The 15537-nt window shown below is 63.7% G+C and carries 15 protein-coding genes and 3 pseudogenes; 16 read left to right on the top strand and 2 right to left on the bottom strand.

The features are described from left to right. The first annotated feature begins 2 nt into the window (after positions 1-2). The gene (locus tag AC1DEK_RS05775) at positions 3-539 is read left to right on the top strand and encodes a hypothetical protein (protein WP_478124257.1); all 537 of its coding nucleotides are present in this window, start codon (positions 3-5) and stop codon (positions 537-539) included. A 59-nt stretch (positions 540-598) separates the two neighbouring features. Here AC1DEK_RS05775 and AC1DEK_RS05770 read toward each other — a convergent pair. Further along, positions 599-1015, bottom strand: a pseudogene (locus AC1DEK_RS05770) (LysR substrate-binding domain-containing protein); the annotation flags it as partial. Between AC1DEK_RS05770 and AC1DEK_RS05765 the strand changes: the two are divergent. Together AC1DEK_RS05765 and AC1DEK_RS05760 are read left to right on the top strand one after the other, a co-directional pair. Continuing rightward, positions 1008-1574, top strand: a pseudogene (locus tag AC1DEK_RS05765) (isochorismatase family protein); the annotation flags it as partial. The pseudogenes AC1DEK_RS05770 and AC1DEK_RS05765 sit on opposite strands and share 8 nt — an antisense overlap. Positions 1575-1663: 89 nt before the next feature. Beyond that, positions 1664-1966, top strand: a pseudogene (locus AC1DEK_RS05760) (acetyl-CoA hydrolase/transferase C-terminal domain-containing protein); the annotation flags it as partial. 37 nt (positions 1967-2003) lie between these two features. Here the strand turns inward: AC1DEK_RS05760 and AC1DEK_RS05755 are convergent. After that, positions 2004-2648: a MarR family winged helix-turn-helix transcriptional regulator gene (locus AC1DEK_RS05755; RefSeq protein ID WP_478124256.1), complete on the bottom strand. Its 645-nt coding sequence runs from the start codon at positions 2646-2648 to the stop codon at positions 2004-2006. 196 nt (positions 2649-2844) lie between these two features. Between AC1DEK_RS05755 and AC1DEK_RS05750 the strand changes: the two genes are divergently transcribed. Genes AC1DEK_RS05750 through AC1DEK_RS05690 form a run of 13 tightly spaced genes read left to right on the top strand, consistent with a single transcriptional unit; the run spans position 2845 to position 15537 of the window. Further along, a complete protein-coding gene (locus AC1DEK_RS05750; protein WP_478124255.1) occupies positions 2845-4017 on the top strand; it encodes an ABC transporter substrate-binding protein in 1173 nt (390 codons plus the stop codon). A 33-nt stretch (positions 4018-4050) separates the two neighbouring features. Continuing rightward, on the top strand, positions 4051-4920 hold the full coding sequence (locus tag AC1DEK_RS05745) for a branched-chain amino acid ABC transporter permease (RefSeq protein ID WP_478124254.1): 870 nt from the start codon (positions 4051-4053) through the stop codon (positions 4918-4920). Positions 4921-4924: 4 nt separating this feature from the next. Next, positions 4925-5911, top strand: a complete 987-nt coding sequence (locus AC1DEK_RS05740; protein ID WP_478124253.1) for a branched-chain amino acid ABC transporter permease — start codon at positions 4925-4927, stop codon at positions 5909-5911. Further along, the gene (locus tag AC1DEK_RS05735; RefSeq protein WP_478124252.1) at positions 5908-6696 is read left to right on the top strand and encodes an ABC transporter ATP-binding protein; all 789 of its coding nucleotides are present in this window, start codon (positions 5908-5910) and stop codon (positions 6694-6696) included. The genes AC1DEK_RS05740 and AC1DEK_RS05735 overlap by 4 nt, the downstream gene beginning before the upstream one ends. Further along, entirely contained in the window at positions 6689-7384 is a 696-nt protein-coding gene (locus tag AC1DEK_RS05730) for an ABC transporter ATP-binding protein (RefSeq protein WP_478124251.1), read from the top strand. The genes AC1DEK_RS05735 and AC1DEK_RS05730 overlap by 8 nt, the downstream gene beginning before the upstream one ends. A gap of 17 nt (positions 7385-7401) precedes the next feature. Then, the gene (locus AC1DEK_RS05725) at positions 7402-8157 is read left to right on the top strand and encodes an SDR family NAD(P)-dependent oxidoreductase (RefSeq protein WP_478124250.1); all 756 of its coding nucleotides are present in this window, start codon (positions 7402-7404) and stop codon (positions 8155-8157) included. 11 nt (positions 8158-8168) lie between these two features. Next, positions 8169-9464, top strand: a complete 1296-nt coding sequence (locus tag AC1DEK_RS05720) for a Rieske 2Fe-2S domain-containing protein (RefSeq protein WP_478124249.1) — start codon at positions 8169-8171, stop codon at positions 9462-9464. Then, complete coding sequence (locus tag AC1DEK_RS05715) at positions 9461-9916, top strand: bacteriohemerythrin (RefSeq protein ID WP_478124248.1); 456 nt, start codon at positions 9461-9463, stop codon at positions 9914-9916. The genes AC1DEK_RS05720 and AC1DEK_RS05715 overlap by 4 nt, the downstream gene beginning before the upstream one ends. Positions 9917-9976: 60 nt before the next feature. Further along, positions 9977-10939 carry a PDR/VanB family oxidoreductase gene (locus tag AC1DEK_RS05710; protein ID WP_478124247.1) on the top strand — a complete coding sequence of 321 codons (963 nt, stop codon included), beginning with the start codon at positions 9977-9979 and terminating at the stop codon, positions 10937-10939. Between the two features lie 18 nt (positions 10940-10957). Then, a complete protein-coding gene (locus tag AC1DEK_RS05705; RefSeq protein WP_478124246.1) occupies positions 10958-12271 on the top strand; it encodes a Rieske 2Fe-2S domain-containing protein in 1314 nt (437 codons plus the stop codon). Between the two features lie 15 nt (positions 12272-12286). After that, positions 12287-13555, top strand: a complete 1269-nt coding sequence (locus tag AC1DEK_RS05700; RefSeq protein WP_478124245.1) for a Rieske 2Fe-2S domain-containing protein — start codon at positions 12287-12289, stop codon at positions 13553-13555. Continuing rightward, positions 13556-14389, top strand: a complete 834-nt coding sequence (locus AC1DEK_RS05695) for an SDR family NAD(P)-dependent oxidoreductase (RefSeq protein WP_478124244.1) — start codon at positions 13556-13558, stop codon at positions 14387-14389. It begins immediately after the preceding gene. Further along, the gene (locus AC1DEK_RS05690; protein WP_478124243.1) at positions 14386-15537 is read left to right on the top strand and encodes an alpha-hydroxy acid oxidase; all 1152 of its coding nucleotides are present in this window, start codon (positions 14386-14388) and stop codon (positions 15535-15537) included. Before AC1DEK_RS05695 ends, AC1DEK_RS05690 begins: the two co-directional genes overlap by 4 nt.

The following is a 15537-nucleotide window of genomic DNA, read 5'->3' as shown; positions in this document are numbered from 1 at the left end:
CCGTGGAAGGACAGCTTTCCGGCGGCAAGGGGTTACATTGCTGGCAGGCTTCGAGAGCAATCCGCGAAACAGAAAGCGGACTGCTGCGTTGTCTGGTCACCTGTCGCCAACTTCAAGCAAAAACCATGAAAAAATTCAAAGTCATCTTCAAGAGAATCTGCGGCGTGGCGCTGATTGCGTTGGCCGCCGCCGGATGCGCAACCAGCCACCCGGACCGCGACAAGATCGCAATTGCTGCGGGCTTCAAGATCGTTACGCCGACGACTCCTGAACAGTCGGCCATTTACGCCAAGCTACCCAAAGACACTGTCACACCCGTCAAGTACAAGGGAGTCATTTACTACGTGATGCGCGATTCCACGAATGGAATGGCACTCGTTGGCAACTCGGCGCAATACTCGGTTTACCAGGAAATGCGCTATCACCAACAAATGAACAAAGAGGATCTGCGAGAGGCTCAGTACGATGAGCTGAACAATGCAGATTGGGGCGCGTGGGGCGGTGGCGGCGTGGCTTTCGTCGGAGGTTTCGGCCCCTGAGAAAGGACCTTGTGTCCGGCCGCGCATCCACGCCTCGCAGGGCAACCAGCTCGCTCGCGTCAGTCCTCTTCCAGCCGCGCGAAGCGTTCGGCGAGGTCATCGATCAGCGCTCGGACAGCCGGCAGGAGACCACGGCGAGAGCCGAATACAGCGTGAATGAGTTCGCGCCGAGGTGCCCAGCCGGGAATCACGTGCACTAACACCCCGCGCTCGATCTCCTCGCGCACCATCATCGTCGGGAGTTGGACCACGCCCACTCCCGACGCAGCGCCCGCACGAAGCGCCAGCATGCTGCGCGTGACGAACCGCGGGTTGTGGTGAACATCCACATGCGCGCCATTGGGGCCGATGAGACTCCAAACGTGCTGGCTCTGGGGCATGCCCATGTCCATGCTGGGGAGCTTGGACAAGTCCGCGGGCAACTGAGGAGTGCCCGTCTTCTCCAGAAGGCGCGGGCTTGCTACCAGGGACATGCCGATGACGGAGCTGCGCGCCAATGTCACCACACTTGCCAAGGTGGCGACGCTGGCAAGGATTCCTGTCATCACGACGGCCTCGGTCCCGCAGGGTCCGAACGGGCCTTTGATCCCTGAAGTCCACAAGTACGCGCCGCATGCCGAGTACGTGGCACGCAAGGGTGAGATCAATGCGTGGGACAACCCCGAGTTCGTCGCTGCAGTGAAGGCCACCGGCCGCGGCACACTGATCATCGCCGGCACCATCACGAGCGTATGCATGGCCTTCCCGAGCATCGCGGCGGTGCATGAAGGCTACAAGGTGTTTGCGGTGATCGACGCTTCAGGCACCTATTCGAAGATGGCCCAGGAGATCACGCTGGCGCGCGTCGTGCAGGCGGGCGTGGTGCCGATCGATACCGCCGGCGTGTGCTCCGAGATCCAGAAGACCTGGAGCCGCGAAGATGCGGGGCAGTGGGCCGAAGCCTACAGCGCCGTGTTCCCGCCGTACCAGCTGCTGATCGAGAGTTATGCGAGAGCTCAGGAAGTCGTGAAGAACAGCGAGCAACTGGACTCACAAGGAAGTAGCTGCCGATTGGCGGCCGGTCCCTCGGATCGGCAGTCGACGCCGGCAATTTACGGCTTACCACCACGTTGGACGGGGAGACGATGCAGGATGGTACGACCGCGGACATGGTGTTCTCGTTCGGGCCGCTGACCGGACACATCAGCAAAACAATCACTTTGCGCCGAGGCGATGTGATCGCAAGGGGCACGCCGGCGGCCGAAGCCATCGGCAGCGATCACATCGGCGCGGTCGCAGGGCAGGTCGATTTCGTCAGGGCGGCATCGCAGTCGCAGGGTGGTGTTTCGATCTTCGCGCTGCCTTCCGTCGGCAAGGGTGGCATTTCGAGAATAGTCAGCCACCTCTCGGGCCTGGTGACGACCGCCCGCAGCGATGTCGACGTGATAGCCACTGAGCACGGCATTGCCAGGCTTCGCGGATTGACTATCCGCCAGCGCGTCGCACATGGCGTGGTCGCGAGGGCGGCTCATCGACCTCTTCCTCGAGCGAGGCTTCGGTTCTTTCGAGCATGGACAGGATTTGCAGCGCGAAATTCGTCCCCCGCTTGCGTTCGTCCGGAGGAAGCTGCGACATCGCCGGGGCGAGTGCGGAGTGGTTGGCCAGGTACTCGACCGCCAACTCCACCGTCTGCAAGCCTGCCTTTGTCAGGTGCACCAGAAAGCCGCCACTGTGGCTCGGATCGGGGAGTCGCTCCACATAGCCTGCCTCGACAAGCCGATCGACCTTCTTGGTGATGGCGCCGGAAGTCACCAGCAGGGCTCGGAACAGATCCGTGGGCCTCTTGACATAGGGAGGCCCGCTGCGGCGAAGCGCGAGCATCAGGCGCATGTCTCCGCCATTGACACCGTATGCCTTCTGACAGTGGCGGTCGTACGCGCGGTCCACCAGTGTGCCTAGCCGCATGAAGTAGATCGCCAGAAGGAAGTTCTGCAGATCGAGGTCTTGCCTCTCGGTCTGCCATTGCATCGTGATCAGTTCGCTGATGCTGGGTCGGGCACGGCGACCCGCGCCGGGACCCCGCGCATCACCGAGAGCGCTTCGAGAATCGATCTTGTGTTTGTCTTCCATGGAACATCCACTCCTGGGGAGTCGAGATTTTACCGGAGTCGGCGCTGCTCCCTTCGAAGTTAATTTTTAGAGACGCAATGCTGGTTTGCCCTATATGGCGATGACTGCAAAGTGATATCTTCCGTGGAAGACGATTGCGCAGAATAGATGTTCTGCCTGCAGCGCAATCTCTCTGCGAAAGGTGAAGGTGAAACGAATGAAGATGTCGATCTCGCGTCTGTTGGTGCTGGCTGCCTCAGTTCTTCTCGGCGGCAACGTTGCCGCGCAAGAGCCAGTCAAGGTCGGCTTCGTCGGCCCTTTCACGGGGCCGTTCGCAGTGGCGGGTCAGTCATTTCGACAGGGGGTCGAGGCGTACATGGCGATTCACGGGTCGTCGGTTGGCGACCGGCGGGTAGAAGTGATCTATCGCGACAGCGCAGGCGCTGATGCCACGTTGGCCAAGCGCCTGGCGGAAGAACTCGTCGTCAAGGACAAGGTCGCCATGCTCGGCGGTTTCTATCTGAGCCCGGAGGTGGCGGCGACTGCGCCCGTGGTGAACGCGGCCAAGGTCCCGCTTTTCATCGTGAACGCGGCGACGCCTTCTCTGATGAAGATGTCGCCGTACTTCGTTCGGATGGGCCAGGCGATCAATCAACCGGCGGAACTCGCTGCCACCTATGCGCGCCAGCAGGGCAAGTCCCGCGGCTTTGTCGCAGTGGGGGACTATGGCCCGGGCCATATCGTGGAGCAGGCCTTCATGGCCAAGTTCACATCCGAAGGCGGGCAGATGGTTGGCAACGTACGCGTGCCGCTGAACACCACGGACTTCGCACCAATCGCGGAACGCATCGCCAACGCCAATCCTGACGTGCTGCAGATCTTCCTGCCGCCTGGGGCAGCTTCGGTGGGCTTCAGCAAGGCTTTGGCTGCCCGCGGCTTGACGCAGAAGGTACTGATCATCGGCCAGGGCGAAGCGGAAGACAGCGATCTGCCGCTGTTCGACGACTCCATCGTGGGCTTCAAGTCCATCATCTATATCGATGCCAACGCGAAGAACCCGGAAAACACGGCATTCGCCAATTGGCTGTTGAAGAACGTCGGTCCCACTGCGCGTCCGAACTCGTTCAGCATCGGCGCTTTCGACGCGATGCATCTTGCCTACAAGATGCTTGGCGATCAGGCCGGCAAGCCGTTCGACGGCCAAGCGGCTGTGAAGTCCCTGCCTGGCTATACATGGAAGAGCCCGCGCGGCCGTGTGACGATCGACCCCGCCACACGAGAGCTGGTTCAGAACTTCTACCTTCGCGAAGTCGTCAAGGACGGCAATGGCACCAAGCGCAACCAGGTCGTCAAAACCTGGGAGCAGGTGAACCCGGCGTCGGCGAACTGAGCCCCCTTCGAAGCCGCTGCCAGGTTGACTGAAGTGGACACCATCGCCTTCATCGTTCTGTATGGCCTGTCGTATGGACTGGTCCTGTGCCTGATCGCGCTCGGCCTCGTGATCACCATGGGCCTCATGCGGGTCATCAACCTTGCACATGGCGCCTTCGCTGCCATTGGCGGCTATCTGGCGATCAGCCTGATGCAGCAGCACGGCTGGGCCTATGCGGTTGCGGTGCCCGTGGCAGTCATCGCGGTCGCGATCTTTGGAGTCGCCGCCGAGCGGCTGCTCTATGTGCATCTGTACAAGCGCAGCGACCTGGACCAGGTGCTGGTGACCATCGGCTTCAACTTCGTGGTGATCGCGCTGCTCACGATGTGGTTCGGGCCGAACGTCATGCGGATCGACCTCCCGGCCTATCTCAAGGGCAATGTCGACCTCGGAGTGCGTGAGTTCGAGGTGTACCGCGTCTTCTCGGCGGTCGTCTGCCTGGTGATCATTGGTGCGTTGTGGTGGGTGTTCGAGCGCACCAGCACCGGGGCGAGACTTCGCGCCGCAGTGGACAACCGCGGCATGGCGCAGGCGATGGGGATGAACGTGCCGGTGCTTTTCTCGGCGACTTTCGCGTTGGGTTGCGGCCTTGCCGCGCTCGGCGGCATCCTGGCGGCCCCCATGTTGCCGATGGAGCCGATGTGGCCGCTCAAGCACCTTGTGCTGGTGCTGGTCATCGTCGCCCTCGCAGGACATGGCCAAGTGACGGCCTCCGTCGCCGTCGCGGTGATCGTCGGCCTTTTCGAGACGGCCGGGCGCTACCTGTTTCCACAGTCCGGCGCATTCCTCATCTATCTGCTTCTGATTGCGCTGATCGTGTGGCGGCCCGATGGCCTGCTCGCTCGTGCGCGGACGGCCTGACGACATGAACTCTGCGACACGCGATTCGATCCTCGGGCGCCACCGCTGGCACTTCTCGGAGTTCCTCTGGCTCGGCGTCGCGCTGGCTTGCTACTTTGCCTTTCCGCAGTATCTGTCGCTGGGTACCTCGGTTCTGGTCATGGTGCTTCTCGTGCTGTCCTATGACCTGCTGCTGGGATTTTCAGGTGTGCTTTCCTTTGGTCACGCGGTCTTTTTCGGGCTCGGGGCCTTCACGGCTGGATGGCTCTCCCTGGCGGGCTGGACCGAGCCGATCAGCGTCGCATTGATGGGCGGACTCGCGGCGGGCGCTCTCGCGGCCTTGGTGGGACCCTTCCTGCTGAGATTGACCGGCCTCCCGCTGCTGATGGTCACATTGGCTCTGGGCGTGCTCGTGTTCGAGGCTGCCCACAAGGCGACGGACATCACAGGGGGCGACGACGGTCTGGCGGGCATCCAGTTCGCCCCGATTCTTGGGCGGTTCGAATGGGGGCTGGGCGGCAGCACGGCTTATCTCTATGTACTGGCCTGGCTGGTGCTGCTGTTCGTGCTGCTCAAACGCATCGTGGCATCGCCCTTCGGCGTGATGCTGCAGGGCGTGCGCGAGAACCCGGCGCGCATGCGCCTGATCGGCAATCGCGTGCTGCCCCATCTCACACTGGCCTACACCATCAGCGGCGCCATCGCAGGCATTGCCGGCGCGCTGTTCACTCAGGCGAACGCGTTCGTGGGGATCGGCGTCTTCGCGCTCGACACTTCGGTGGATGTCCTGGTCATGCTGGTCCTCGGCGGCATCGGCACGCTGTATGGCGCCTTCATCGGTGCCCCGGCCTACATGCTGCTGAAGCATTTCTCTTCCCAGTGGAATCCGTTCTATTGGATGCTGATCATCGGTCTCGTCCTGATTGCGGTGGTGATGTTCGGCCGCGGGGGATTGGTGGGACTGGCCCAGAACGCCTTGGACAAGCTGCGCGGCAAAGAGGGCCGGTCATGAGCGCCGCGATGATCGCGCTGCAAGCGAGCGGCCTGAGCAAGCACTTCGGTGCGCTGCACGTCACGCAGGACGTGAGCATCTCGCTGCCGAAGGGCACTCGCACGGCCTTGATCGGCCCCAACGGTGCCGGCAAGACCACGCTCGTGAACCTGCTCACGGGGGTGTTGAGGCCAGACGCTGGAAAGCTGCAGCTGTTCGGTGAAGAGGTCACGGGAGCCTCGGCGGCGGTGCGGACGCGCAAGGGATTGGTTCGCACGTTCCAGATCTCGAGTCTCTTCTCGCAACTGACGGTTTTCGAGAACGTCTTCATTGCCGTCACGCAAGCGGCAGGGCGCGGCTTCCAGATGTGGCGGCCGGCTGGCCGCGAGATCGACCTGCTCGAGCGCACCGAGACGTTGCTGTTGCAGCTGAAGCTCCAGGACGACCGGTACCGGAAGGTGACGGAGATCGCATACGGAAGGCAGCGGCTCGTCGAGATTGCGATCGCGCTGGCGCTGCAACCGAAGGTCCTGCTGCTGGATGAGCCTGCGGCCGGCATTCCCAGCACCGAGCTCGATTTGCTGCACGGGGCGATCGCCACATTGCCGGCCGACATCGCGGTGCTGATGATCGAGCACGACATGGAGATGGTGCGGATGTTCGCTTCCGAGGTGGCCGTGCTGGTCAATGGTGCGCTGCTGATGTCCGGCAAGCCCAAGGAAGTCATGTCGCATCCGCAAGTGCAGGCCGTCTATCTCGGGTCATCGGGAAAGAAGCGCTTCGATGGAGCCGCCGCATATGCTTGAAATCACGAAGCTGTCGGGCGGTTGGGGGCCCACCTTGGTGGTGGAAGAGTTGAGCTTGTGCCTTGCTGCCGGCGAGACGGTGGCGATCGTCGGTCGCAATGGCGTAGGCAAGAGCACCCTGCTCGAACTGATCGTCGGTCGTGCGCAGCGCCGCAGCGGCGGCATCGTCCTGGATGGGGGCGATGTCGCAGGGCTTGCGTCTCATGAGCGCGCGCGCCGCGGGATCGGCTACGTGCCGCAAAGCCGCGAGGTCTTTCCGAGCCTCACGGTCGCCGAGCATCTGCAAATCGCACATCGACCGGGCGATTGGACCGCGCAGCGCGTTGTCGACCTTTTCCCGCGTTTGCACGAGCGGCTTGCAAGCCACGGCAACCAGCTCTCGGGCGGCGAGCAGCAGATGCTGGCCATCGCCCGTGCACTCCTGGGCAACCCCCGTGCGCTGTTGATGGACGAGCCTTTCGAAGGTCTCGCGCCCATCATCGTGGAGCATCTCGTGCAAAGCATCCGCCGCATCGTGCGGGAAAGCTCGCTCGCGCTGCTGCTCGTGGAGCAGCGGGTCGACATTGCCCTTGATCTTTCCAATCGCTGCATCGTGATGGACCGGGGTCGCACGGTCTTCGAGGGTGCGTCCGATCAACTGGCCGGCGACGAAGGACGCATCGCCGGGTTGATGGGTCTGGGTCACTGAACGTGGAGAAGCAAGCAATGAAACTCGTGGACAAGGTGGCGATCGTCACCGGCGCGCAAACCGGCATCGGGCTGGCGATCGCGCAACGGCTCGCTGCCGAGGGCGCAGCCGTGGTGCTGGCCGACCTCGCCGACGCGACGCCGCAAGCCCGGGAGCTGCAAGCCTCCGGGGCCCGTGCATTGGCTTTGAAGGTCGACGTGGCGCAAGAGCATTCCGTCAAGGAGATGGTCGAGGCGGCACTCGCGCAATTCGGCCGCGTGGACATCCTGGTGAACAACGCGGCGATCGCGGCCAGTATCAAGTTGCGCGCCTTTGAAGAGATCTCGGTGGCCGAGTGGCGCCGCATGCAGGATGTCAATGCGATGGGCCCGTTTCTCTGCGCGCGCGCGGTCGCTCCGCACATGCGCCGCCAGCAGTTCGGGCGCATCGTCAACATCACTTCGGGTACTGCCTTCAAAGGGGCGCCGTTCATGCTGGACTACGTTGCAAGCAAGGGTGCCCTGATGACGATGACGCGCTCGCTCGCGCGCGAACTCGGTCGCGACTTCATCACCGTCAACGCGGTGTCACCGGGCTACACGCTCAGCGAGGGCAACCTGGGCAACAAGGAATTCCTCGCGAGCTACCGAGAGTCGGCCATTGCGACGCGGGCTCTCCCGCGCGACGGCTGGCCTGCCGACATCGTGGGCGCAGTCGCCTTCCTGGCAAGCGAGGACGCATCCTTCATCTCCGGCCAGATCCTCGCGGTCGACGGCGGCTCGGTCTATCACTGAGGAAGCATCAAATGTTGAATGCACAAACGAATGAGCGGCTTTGCCGTGTTGGGGCTGACCAGCCGATGGGCGTGACCTTGCGCCGTTACTGGCTTCCGCTGCTGCTCTCATCGGAGTTGTTGCCCGATTCGGATCCCAGGGGTGTCGAACTCCTCGGCGAACGTTTCGTCGCCTGGAGAGACGCGGCGGGTCGCGCTGGCCTGTATGCGGAGGCCTGCTTGCATCGGGGTGCGTCGATGCGCCTTGCGCGCTCGGAAGGCGACGGCCTGCGATGCATCTACCACGGGTGGAAGTTTGCCGTTGACGGCACGGTTCTCGACACGCCGAACGTCGCGGATCCCCGGTTCAAGAACCGCATCAAAGGCCGGACGTATCCGGTGCGCGAGGCGGGCGGCTTGTTGTGGGCCTACCTCGGTCCGCGCCATCTGGAGCCCGAGTTTGCGCACTGGTCATGGATGGACCTGCCAGATGCGAATCGATTGGTCACGCGCCATGTCGAGGAGTGCAACTTCGTTCAGGTGATCGAGGGACTTGTGGACTCGTCGCACCTGGGCTTGCTGCACCTGAACGGCCTGAGCCGGGCGGGGAATGCGGAGCTCGAATTTGCCGAGAAGGTGAACTCGATGCAACAGAATCTGGCGCCGCGCCTCGAAGTGGAGGAGACGCCATTCGGCTTCTACTATGCCGCGCTGCGCGAGATCGCAGACGAGAAAGGGCAGCGCACCGAGGCGAGGATCGCGGCCTTCGTTGCACCATGCATCGTGCTCAACCCCAACGGCGACATCGCGACTTTCGTGGTCCCGATGGACGACACGCGAACGGCGTTCATCCATGTGTTCTGGAGCCCGACCCATGAGCTCAATCGGGAGCCGCTGCGCAGCCGGCATCTCGAATTCATCGGCCTGACGCCCGAGGTGCTCGGGGGCTTCGGCTTGACTGACGAAACGCTGGGTCGCGCAGACAAGCCAGGGCCGCACAACAACTTTGCTCAAGACCGCGAATCAATGCGCAAAGGTGAGAGTTGGAGTGGGCTGCCGGGCCTGATCGAGGAAGACGTGGCTGCGTCGGTTTCGGCCGGCCGCGTGCGGGACCGCTCCGCCGAAGTGCTCTCGGCATCCGACATCGGGATCGCGCGTCTGTACCGTGCGCTGCTTGCGTGTGCCGATGCCGTGGAAAAAGGCGAAGCTCCACTGGCGCTGCAGGGCGGCATCGACTGGTCCCGGGTGGCGGGTATCAATGATGTCTTGAACGACCGTGCATGGCGCGATTTGTTGCCGCATCCGCTCGGCGAAAAGGAACTGGCATGAGTGCGACCTCAACGATGCCCGCGGAGTTCTTCTGGCAGGAGGACTACGCGGTGGGTGACCCGGCCATGGACGAGACGCACAGGGAGTTCGTGGAGTGCGTCGACGCCATGTTGCACGCCGATGACGCAGAGCTCTCCGCTGCGCTGGAGACGTTTGCCGAGCACGCGCGTCGCCACTTCGCCGAGGAAGATCGAGCGATGCAGCAAACCGGCTACGAGTCGGCCGGCTGTCACGTCGACGAGCACGCGGCCGTTCTCAGATCACTGGAGGAGGTGCGCGCAGCGCTCGCCGAGGGGCATGCGCAGGTGGTTCACCGCTTCGCCTACGCACTGGCCGACTGGTTCCCGCAACACGCCAAGGTGATGGACCTGGGTCTTGCGCGCTGGCTGCTTCAAAGCCGGCTCGGCGGATCTCCGATCGTGCTCCGCCCACGGCAGACCGCGACGGCTTGATCGCCATCGCTTTTTTTTGAATCCATATCTTCCATGGAAGAAGTTCGGAAGTTTGCAGTCATGGACAACCTCCTGCACGTCAAAGTCGCCGCACGCCGCGAACTCGCTGATGGGATCGCGAGCTTCGAACTCGCGGCATCCGACGGCACGCCTCTGCCGGATTTTCTGGCCGGCTCGCACATCGATGTGCATCTGCCGGGCGGCCTCGTCCGCCAATACTCCTTGTACGACTTGCCCGATGAGCATCAGCGCTATCGCATCGGGGTGTTGCGCGATCCGCAGTCACGCGGCGGCTCCGTGCAGATGCTGGATGGCGTGCGGGAAGGAGACGAAATCACCATCAGCGCGCCGCGCAACCACTTCGGGCTGCATGCCGGAGTGGAACGGTCGCTGCTGTTTGCCGGCGGAATTGGTATCACGCCGATTCTCTGCATGGCTGCACAGCTCTCGCGCGAAGGCCGCCCGTTCGAGCTTCACTATTGCGGCCGCTCTTTGGCGCGCATGGCTTTTGTCGGCGATCTGCTCGAAAGCAGCTATGCCGATCGGATAAAGATCCACGTCGATGACGGGTCCGATGCCCAGAAGCTGGACGCCCGGTCGGCGATCGGGCCGCCGGCGCCCGACAAGCACCTGTACGTCTGCGGCCCGACCGGATTCATGGACCACGTGCTGGGTACGGCGCGCGAACTCGGATGGCCCGAGGCGCTGTTGCATCGCGAATATTTTGCAGCTGCACCGATCGATCATTCGGCCGACGGACCCTTCGAACTGCAACTCAAGGGCAGCGGTCGGCTCATCCGGGTTGCCGCGGATCAGAGTGCCGCGGATGCGCTCCTGGCTGCCGGATTCGGCGTCTCGCTGTCATGCGAGCAGGGTGTGTGCGGAACATGCATCACCAAGGTGGTCGACGGCACGCCGGACCACCGCGACCTTTACCTGACTGACGAGGAGCACGCGCGCAACGACTGCTTTACGCCGTGCTGCTCACGTGCGCGCACGCCGGTTCTCGTCCTCGATCTTTAACCTCGAAAAGGATCCCACATGCTTTCCAGTCAAGACAACGAACTGATGTGCCGCACCGGACGCGGTACCGCCATGGGCGACGCAATGCGCCGTTTCTGGCTACCCGCGATCCAGCTCTCGGACGTCCCCGCGCCGGACGGCGAACCCAAGGCGGTCGAGTTGCTCGGCGAAAAGTTCATCGTCTGGCGTGACCAGCAGGGCCGCGCCGGACTCTTCGCGGAGCATTGCCTGCATCGTGGTGCGTCCATGCAACTCGCCCGCGCCGAGGGGGACGGGCTTCGCTGCATCTACCACGGCTGGAAGTTCGCTGTGGACGGCCAGGTGCTCGATACGCCGAACGTGGCCGATGCGAAATTCAAGGGGCGCATCAAGGGCCGGACCTATCCCGTGCGAGAGGCCGGCGGCCTGCTTTGGGCATACCTGGGACCGACGGACGAGGTGCCGCCATTCCCGACGTGGTCCTTCATGGCCCAAGACGATGCGCACCGAATCAACGCCGTGGCCGTGGTCAACTGCAATTACGTGCAGGTGATCGAGGGCCTCGTGGATTCATCGCATTTGTCGATCCTGCATTCTTCCGGCCTCGCGAAGACCAACGGCGCGGATCTGGACTTCGCCAAGAAGACCACGCATATGCAGTTCGACGCCTCGCCGACCATCGAGGCGGACGAGACGGACTTCGGATTCCACTACGTCGCGATGCGCCGTGTTGGCGACAAGCGGATGGCGCGCATCACGTCCTTCATCGCACCGTGCTTCGTCGCCAATCCGAACGGCGACCTCTGGTTTGCCGTGGTGCCCGTCAACGATGAGCGCTGCAACTTCTTTCATGTGTGGTGGAACCCGCAGACGGCGATCGGGACCGAGCCGCTGCGGACCCAGCAGCTCGCATTCGTCGGTCTGGACGAGCCGACCCTGACCAAGTACGGGATGACAGCCGAGACCTGCGATGGCGAGCGGACGATGTCATGGCGCAACGGCTACCGCCAAGACCGCGTTGTGCAGCGTCAGGGTCATTTCACCGGCTTCGACAGCTTCACCCAGGAGGATGCCGCATGCAGCGTCTCCAGCGGGGCGCTTCGTGATCGCTCCCAGGAGATGCTGTCCGCGGCAGACGTCGCCATCGCGCGCCTCTATCGCAGCTTGCTTGCGTGCGCAAGGGCCGCACGAGACGGACGGGAGATCGTTGGCTCCCGCGCGGCGGCCCCAGAGGCGATCGGCATCTCCTCCGAGATCGGACTGGACCAGGATTGGCGAACTCTGGTGCCTCACCACAGCATCACATCCCGGCCGGCCTCACAAGGCGCCCGCGAAGAGCAGTCAACGCACTAAACACAGGAGCTTGTAATGTTGAATCGTCAAGACAACGAACTGATCTGCCGCGTCGGCCCCGGGACGCCTATGGGAAACATGATGCGTCGCTATTGGCATCCCATCTGCACTTCAATGCAGTTGAGCCAGCCCGACGCTCCGCCGCTGCGTGTGCGCTTGCTCGGCGAGGACTACGTGGCATTCCGTGACAGCCAGGGCAGGGTCGGCGTGATGGAGGAGCTCTGTATGCACCGTGGGGCATCGCTCGCGCTCGGAAGGGTGGAGGAGGGCGGCCTTCGGTGTCTGTACCACGGGTGGAAGTTCGACGTGACCGGTGCTGTGCTGGAGACGCCGAACAACAGTGATCCGAAGTACCGTTTGCGCATGAAGGCACCGGCCTTCCCCGTTCGCGAGGACGGCGGCCTCGTCTGGGCCTATGTGGGTCCGAAGGAACTGCAGCCCGAGTTCTCTCGCTATGCATTCATGGACGCGGACCCTTCGCATCGCGTGGTTCTCCGGATCAACGTGCATTGCAATTACCTGCAGTTGGTCGAGGGCGGCGAAGATTCCTCCCACGTGGGCGTGTTGCACACCAACATGGCGCGACCGGGCTGGAAAGACGGTGACTTCCAGCAGAACCCGGATGTGGTGAACCCCGCAGCGCTGTCCTCGAATGACCTCGAGCCGAGTCTCAAGATGGAAGAGACGGCATTTGGCTTTCAGTATGTGGCCCTGCGCAAGACCACCCAGGCGGGTGTCAAGAATGCCCGCGTGGTTCCGTTCATCGTTCCCTATGGGCGCGTCATTCCGGCGCCCGCATTCCAGTTCACCGTGTTGGAAGTCCCGGAAGACGACACGCACACCAGCACCTACATCGTGGTGCACGGCAATGCGCCCGTGTCCGAAGACAAGATCGTTGAGTTGCTGGGGTTGGACGACACGCGCTACTACGACCGCAAGACGTGTGTATTCACAGCGTCGTGGGCTGACGCTTTCGGCCAGAACCGGGAGCGCATGCAGGAGAACTGGACGGGACTGCGCGGTGTCGAGGTGGAGGACGCCGCCATTGCGCTGTCGCAAGGCGCTTTCTACGACCGTTCCAAGGAGCATCTCGTGCCTGCGGACCAGGCTGTGATGCGGGTTCGCCGTACGCTGCTCGACTCGGTGAAACGGGTCATGGACGGCAAGCCGCCGGTCGGCGTCGGCGTGGATTTGCGGGGCGTCGGTGCTTGCGATGCGGACCTCCCGGACGGGGCATCGTGGCAGGACTTGCTCCCATCGCACCGCGAAGCTGTGGCGGCCTGAATGAGCACCACTGCCAAACCCACGGCCGGTACGCCGGCGAACTACCTGTCCCTCTTGCGCCTGGACGGCCGCGGCTTCGTGGTCTTGGGCGCGGGACAGGGGATCGGTGAACAGGTTGCGCATGCGCTCGCCCAGGCCGGCGCTCGCGTGCTGTGCGTGGACCGAGACGAGCAACTCGCGCGCAGCATTGCGGAGTCGGTCGAGGGCATCGCGTGCGCGGCGGACGTCACGTCTCGCGCGGACATGCAGCGCGTTTTCGATACGGCTCGCGAGGCGTTCGGCCGAGTCCACGGCTTGGTCGACATCATCGGCGTCGCAGGGATCAAGCCGCTTTCAGCGGTCGATGATGCCGGCTGGAACCAGCAGTTCGACATCGTGCTTCGCCATGCCTATCTCGCGATCCAGATTGCCGGCGAGATGATGGCTGCCGACGGCGGCGGAGCCATTGCATTCGTCGGCTCGATGTCGGGCAACCGTGCGGTCCCGAATCAGACCGCCTATGCGGTTTCCAAGGCGGCCTTGCATCACCTGGTGCGGTGTGCGGGCGCGGAGTATGCAAGGCGCGGGGTGCGCATCAATGCCGTCGCCCCAGGCTACGTTCGCACGCCGCGCCTGAATCAGCGGTTGGGCGAAGAAGCATGGGATGCCATCAGCCGCGTGATTCCCATGGGCCACCCGGCGACACCCGCCGAGATTGCCGGGCCCTTGCTGTTTCTCGTGTCGGACCTCAGCGCCCACATGACAGGCGAGGTGATGGCAGTCGATGGCGGCGCCGGTGTCATGGCGGCTTTTCCCGATGTGAAGTTCGGCCCCTCGGCGAGCGCCACACCTTGACGTCCTTGAAAGAAGCTCATTCGATCGAAGATCTGCGGCGCTTGGCGCAGCGGCGGCTGCCTCGCGGCGTGTTCGACTTCTTCGATGGCGGCGCGGAAGACGAAACCACCTTGCGCGCCAATCGCGAAGGGTTCGAGCGCATCCGGCTGCGCCCGCGGCTGCTCGTGGACGTGCAGCATCCGGATCTTTCCACGCAGATCGTGGGAGGGTCGGCGGCTGCGCCGATCGTGATTGCGCCGACCGGTGCGATCGGCGCGGGCTGGCCGCACGCGGACCTTGCCATTGCGCGCGTGGCCGCACGCCTGGGAATTCCCTACACGCTCTCCACCACCGCCACCTCGTCGATAGAGGATGTTGCCAGGCGTGCCGGAGGACGGCTTTGGTTCCAGCTTTATGTGCTCCGGGACAAGGCGTTTACCGCTGCACTGCTGCAACGCGCGGCGTCCGCCGGCTTCGAAGCCTTGGTCGTGACGCTGGACCTGGCCACGGGCGGCAAACGAGAGCGAGACTTGCGCAATGGCTTCACCGTGCCGCTGCGACGCGACTGGCGCACCGCTCGCGATTTCGCGACGCACCCGGCCTGGTGTTGGCAAATGCTTCGTCAGGGGCCACCGCGTTTCGAGAATCTTCGCGGCTTCGAGGGCAATGCCGACACGCGCATGTCGATCGCGGCGAAGGTCGGCCAAAGCCTGGACGCTTCATTCGACTGGGCTGCCCTGGAGCGGCTGCGCGGCCAGTGGTCGGGCAAGCTGATGGTCAAGGGGGTTGCGAGCGCAGAAGATGCAGGCCGACTCGCCGCGCTCGGTGTCGACGCGATCTGGGTCTCGAACCACGGCGGTCGCCAGCTCGACGGGGCCGTCGCGGCGGCGGATGTCTTGCCGGACGTGGTGCAGGCGGTCCGCAGCAGAGTGCCGGTACTGATCGATTCGGGCGTACGCCGCGGGGTCGACGTCGTGAAGGCACTCGCGCTGGGCGCGCAGGCCGTGGCGATCGGTCGCGCCACGTTGTATGGCGCCGCGGCCGCCGGCGAGGCAGGCGCGGAGAAAGCGCTCGACATCCTCACGGACGAACTGAGGCGAGCAATGCAGTTGTGCGGAGCGCCAACCGTGAAGCACATCAACGCAGGACTTGTGGACCGCGCACGTTAG

The sequence above is a fragment of the Variovorax sp. 10N420 genome (assembly GCF_056394705.1).
Note: the sequence above shows the minus strand (reverse complement) of the source record. Positions and strands in the feature narration are given on the sequence as shown.